Origin of the sequence: Pedobacter cryophilus (assembly GCF_005116455.1) — a bacterium.
In the GTDB taxonomy this organism is placed as follows: Bacteria; Bacteroidota; Bacteroidia; order Sphingobacteriales; family Sphingobacteriaceae; genus Pseudopedobacter; species Pseudopedobacter cryophilum.
Genome location: NZ_SWBP01000011.1, coordinates 1 through 5,686, shown reverse-complemented (window position 1 = coordinate 5,686; position 5,686 = coordinate 1). Strand labels below are relative to the sequence as shown.

At 46.7% G+C, this 5,686-nt stretch carries 2 tRNA genes and 3 rRNA genes; all 5 read right to left on the bottom strand.

The features are described 5' to 3' along the window. Positions 1–63: 63 nt before the first annotated feature. Positions 64–175: ribosomal RNA gene (rrf, locus tag FA046_RS17145) — 5S ribosomal RNA — on the bottom strand. A gap of 142 nt (positions 176–317) precedes the next feature. Then, positions 318–3,194, bottom strand: a 23S ribosomal RNA gene (locus FA046_RS17140). 117 nt (positions 3,195–3,311) lie between these two features. Next, positions 3,312–3,385: transfer RNA gene (locus tag FA046_RS17135), tRNA-Ala, on the bottom strand. 16 nt (positions 3,386–3,401) lie between these two features. Further along, positions 3,402–3,475 (bottom strand) — tRNA-Ile (locus FA046_RS17130). Between the two features lie 118 nt (positions 3,476–3,593). Further along, positions 3,594–5,115: ribosomal RNA gene (locus tag FA046_RS17125) — 16S ribosomal RNA — on the bottom strand. The 16S, 23S and 5S rRNA genes sit together here with 2 tRNA genes alongside, the layout of an rRNA operon. Between the last annotated feature and the right edge of the window lie 571 nt (positions 5,116–5,686).

Below are 5,686 nucleotides of genomic sequence, written 5' to 3'. Positions count from 1 at the left end.
AAACAAAAAACCCCTCATCATTTGGATGAAGGGTTTAAGCTTTATAGTCGTTAGACTTATAAAATTTGGCACCGACCTACTCTCCCACATTTTACTGCAGTACCATCGGCTCTGGCGGGCTTAACTTCTCTGTTCGGAATGGGAAGAGGTGGACACCGCCGATATAGGCACCTAAATATTTTAATAGTTGTTAGTCATTAGTTTCAAGCTATAGCCCAAAGTTTTTCAACTTAAAACATATAACTCTTAACTTATAACATGACAACAATGACATATTATTGAAAGAAGTAATTGCAGAGAAGACAACAAATCAGTTTACCTGAAAGTATCGGATAATTAGTACTACTCGACTTTGCTGTCACCAGCTTTACATCTATAGCCTATCAACGTAGTAGTCTTCTACGATCCTCAATGGAAATCTCATCTTGTGGCTAGTTTCGCACTTAGATGCTTTCAGCGCTTATCTATTCCCGACATAGCTACTCTGCAATGCCCCTGGCGGAACAACAGATTCACTAGAGGTCAGTCCAACCCGGTCCTCTCGTACTAAGGTCAGCCCCACTCAAATTTCCAACGCCCACAACAGATAGGGACCGAACTGTCTCGCGACGTTCTGAACCCAGCTCGCGTGCCACTTTAATCGGCGAACAGCCGAACCCTTGGGACCTTCTCCAGCCCCAGGATGTGACGAGCCGACATCGAGGTGCCAAACCTCCCCGTCGATATGAGCTCTTGGGGGAGATCAGCCTGTTATCCCCAGAGTACCTTTTATCCTTTGAGCGATGGCCCTTCCATGCAGAACCACCGGATCACTATATCCGTCTTTCGACCCTGCTCGGCTTGTAGGCCTCACAGTCAAGCATGCTTATGCTATTGCACTCCTCATACGGTTACCAAGCGTATTGAGCATACCTTTGAAAGCCTCCGTTACACTTTTGGAGGCGACCACCCCAGTCAAACTACCCATCAAACAATGTCCCCCGCTTAGCGGGGTTAGACACCGAATACAGAAAGGGTGGTATTTCAACGTTGACTCCACAACGCCTAGCGACGCCACTTCATAGTCTCCCACCTATCCTACACATCCTGTACCCAATGTCAATGTTAAATTGTAGTGAAGGTTCATGGGGTCTTTCCGTCCCGTTGCGGGTACCCGGCGTCTTCACCGGGACCACAATTTCACCGAGCTCATGGCCGAGACAGCGCCCAGATCGTTACACCATTCGTGCAGGTCGGAACTTACCCGACAAGGAATTTCGCTACCTTAGGACCGTTATAGTTACGGCCGCCGTTTACTGGGGCTTCGATTCAATGCTTCTCCTTGCGAATAACATCCCCTCTTAACCTTCCAGCACCGGGCAGGTGTCAGGCCTTATACTTCATCTTTCGATTTTGCAAAGCCATGTGTTTTTGTTAAACAGTCGCCTGGGCCTTTTCACTGCGGCTGACATTGCTGCCAGCGCCCCTTCTCCCGAAGTTACAGGGCCATTTTGCCGAGTTCCTTAGCCATGATTCACTCGAGCACCTTAGGATTCTCTCCTCGACTACCTGTGTCGGTTTACGGTACGGGTTTTTATAACCTGAAGCTTAGAGGGTTTTCTTGGAAGTCTGATTACCTGCACTATCCACGCCCCCGAAGGTTTGCGGTACTATCAGCTTTCAGCAAGACCGGCGGATTTGCCTACCAGTCCTATACCTACGGCCTTTAACGAACTATTCCGTCAGTTCGCGGCAGTGTCACTACTCCGTCACCTCATCGCAGTTATAAAAAGTACTGGAATATTAACCAGTTGTCCATCGGATTCCCCCTTCGGGTACACCTTAGGCCCCGACTAACCCTGATCCGATTAGCGTTGATCAGGAAACCTTAGTCTTTCGGTGGGCGGGTTTCTCTCCCGCCTTATCGTTACTTATGCCTACATTTGCTTTTCTAGCCGCTCCAACACCCATTACCAGATATCTTCGCCGCAACTAGAATGCTCCCCTACCACTTATACGTAGTATAAATCCAAAGCTTCGGTATACTATTTTATGCCCGTTTATTATCCATGCCCGATCGCTCGACTAGTGAGCTGTTACGCACTCTTTAAATGAATGGCTGCTTCCAAGCCAACATCCTAGCTGTCTATGCAATCAGACCTCGTTAGTTCAACTTAATAGTAATTTTGGGACCTTAGCTGTTGGTCTGGGTTCTTTCCCTCTCGGCCCGTGACCTTAGCACCCCGGGCCTCACTGCAGTGTATATTTAATCAGCATTCGGAGTTTGTCTGGATTTGGTAGGATTTGACTCCCCCGCACCCAATCAGTAGCTCTACCTCTGTTAAACTTAACCACCACGCTGTTCCTAAAAACATTTCGGGGAGTACGAGCTATTTCCCAGTTTGATTAGCCTTTCACCCCTACCCACAGATCATCCGGAAACTTTTCAACGTTTATCGGTTCGGTCCTCCAGTACCTGTTACGGCACCTTCAACCTGTCCATGGGTAGATCACAAGGTTTCGCGTCTACCCCCTCTGACTGTACGCCCTATTCAGACTCGCTTTCGCTTCGGCTCCGTGTCTTAAACACTTAACCTTGCCAGAGAGGAGTAACTCGTAGGCTCATTATGCAAAAGGCACGCCGTCACAGTATACACTGCTCCGACCGCTTGTAAGCACACGGTTTCAGGTTCTATTTCACTCCCCTGTTCGGGGTTCTTTTCACCTTTCCCTCACGGTACTAGTTCACTATCGGTCTCTCAGGAGTATTTAGCCTTACCAGATGGTGCTGGTAGATTCCCACAGGGCGTCTCCGACCCCGCGGTACTCAGGATACCACTATCATATTATCACTTACGTTTACGCAGCTATCATGCTTTATAGCCAGGCTTCCCAACCTGTTCAACTTCGCTTTAATAATCATATTGTGGTCCTACAACCCCCATATTGCCTTAACAATATAGGTTTGGGCTTCTTCCCTTTCGCTCGCCACTACTCAGGAAATCACTATTGTTTTCTCTTCCTCTGCTTACTTAGATGTTTCAGTTCGGCAGGTTTGCGCTATTGCAACTAACCTTCAGTTAGTTAGGTTTCCCCATTCGGAAATCTACGGATCAATTCGTATGTGCCAATACCCGTAGCTTATCGCAGCTTATCGCGTCCTTCATCGCCTCTGAGAGCCAAGGCATTCCCCGTGTGCTCTTATTTACTTTCTTTTGTAGATTGCTCTACCTGTTGTTTTTGTTATCTTCTCTTTCAATAACTTCTTCCAATATGTCAAAGAACTTTTTAAGTTTAATTAGAACTATTCCTAATTATTTACTACTTAAATGTGGAGAATAACGGAGTCGAACCGTTGACCTCCTGCGTGCAAGGCAGGCGCTCTAGCCAGCTGAGCTAATCCCCCTTTGAAGATGATTTTGTAGTCCCGAGCAGATTTGAACTGCTGACCCCTACATTATCAGTGTAGTGCTCTAACCAACTGAGCTACGGGACTATTTTAGCCTTCCCTACCTCAGTGGATCACCCACCGATGCTCATCTCTTCAGGTTCATCTTTTTTATCTTAAAAAAATATTCATGTAACGAAACAAACTTTGTCAATTCAATCTCTAGAAAGGAGGTATTCCAGCCGCACCTTCCGGTACGGCTACCTTGTTACGACTTAGCCCTAGTTATCGGTTTTACCCTAGGCCGCTCCTTACGGTTACGGACTTTAGGCACCCCCAACTTCCATGGCTTGACGGGCGGTGTGTACAAGGCCCGGGAACGTATTCACCGCGTCATTGCTGATACGCGATTACTAGCGAATCCAACTTCACGGGGTCGAGTTGCAGACCCCGATCCGAACTGTGAATGGCTTTTTGAGATTTGCTTCATGTTGCCATGTTGCTGCCCTCTGTACCATCCATTGTAGCACGTGTGTAGCCCCGGACGTAAGGGCCATGATGACTTGACGTCGTCCCCTCCTTCCTCTCTGTTTGCACAGGCAGTCTGTTTAGAGTCCCCATCATTACATGCTGGCAACTAAACATAGGGGTTGCGCTCGTTGCGGGACTTAACCCAACACCTCACGGCACGAGCTGACGACAGCCATGCAGCACCTAGTTTCGTGTCCTTGCGGACTCATCTATCTCTAAATGATTCACTAACTTTCAAGCCCGGGTAAGGTTCCTCGCGTATCATCGAATTAAACCACATGCTCCTCCGCTTGTGCGGGCCCCCGTCAATTCCTTTGAGTTTCACCCTTGCGGGCGTACTCCCCAGGTGGATAACTTAACGCTTTCGCTTGGACGCTGACTGTATATCGCCAACATCGAGTTATCATCGTTTAGGGCGTGGACTACCAGGGTATCTAATCCTGTTTGATCCCCACGCTTTCGAGCCTCAGCGTCAATAATAGCTTAGTAAGCTGCCTTCGCAATCGGTGTTCTGTGACATATCTATGCATTTCACCGCTACTTGTCACATTCCGCCTACCTCAACTATATTCAAGCCCATCAGTATCAAAGGCACTGCGATGGTTGAGCCATCGTCTTTCACCCCTGACTTAATAGGCCGCCTACGCTCCCTTTAAACCCAATAAATCCGGATAACGCTTGGATCCTCCGTATTACCGCGGCTGCTGGCACGGAGTTAGCCGATCCTTATTCTTACGGTACATTCAGCTTCGAACACGTTCGAAGGTTTATTCCCGTACAAAAGCAGTTTACAACCCATAGGGCAGTCTTCCTGCACGCGGCATGGCTGGTTCAGAGTTGCCTCCATTGACCAATATTCCTTACTGCTGCCTCCCGTAGGAGTCTGGTCCGTGTCTCAGTACCAGTGTGGGGGGTCATCCTCTCAGATCCCCTAGTCATCGTCGCCTTGGTGAGCCGTTACCTCACCAACTAGCTAATGACACGCATGCCCATCTTCATCCTATAAATATTTGAACATTTCCTGATGCCAGGTTGTGTTTTTATGCGGTGTTAATCCGAATTTCTTCGGGCTATCCCCCTGATGAAGGTAGGTTGCATACGCGTTACGCACCCGTACGCCACTCTCATGGAAAGCAAGCTCTCCAATCCCGTTCGACTTGCATGTATTAGGCCTGCCGCTAGCGTTCATCCTGAGCCAGGATCAAACTCTCCATTGTAAAATGTTTGTTTGATACTAACTTGATGTTAATATTAATTATTCTTTGTTGATTTGACACCGAAGAAAATCGGTGTTTGTTACGCTACATGATATCTTTTTAAAGAACTTGTCGCCGCTCTTCGCAGTTTGGCTTATATCGTTAATCCCTATGGATTATTGATGTTTTCTAATTTTTGATCTCTCTTAGAATCGCTCCAGAGATGTTTCCCGTTTGATCGGGGTGCAAAGATGAAGTTTATTTTTTAATATTCCAAATCTTTTTTTCTTTTTTTTATTCCTCTTAGAATCGCTCCTTAAGGTTTTCCTTCCCGTTTGACCGGGGTGCAAAGATGTAACTTATTTTTGTTACTTCCTAATCTTTTTTTGCTTTTTATTTCAAGTCGAAAATTATCTTTTTTCCTATCCTTATTAAGCTTCTCTCTCTTTTCAATCCCCCGCCTTCCTTGCGATTGCGGAGTGCAAAGGTGTAACTTTTTTATTTATCTCGCAACTATTATTATCTCCTTTTTATTACTCCTTACATAACTCCCTGTCAATCTGATTGAAAAAGTTTACTTTTCCTGATTTTT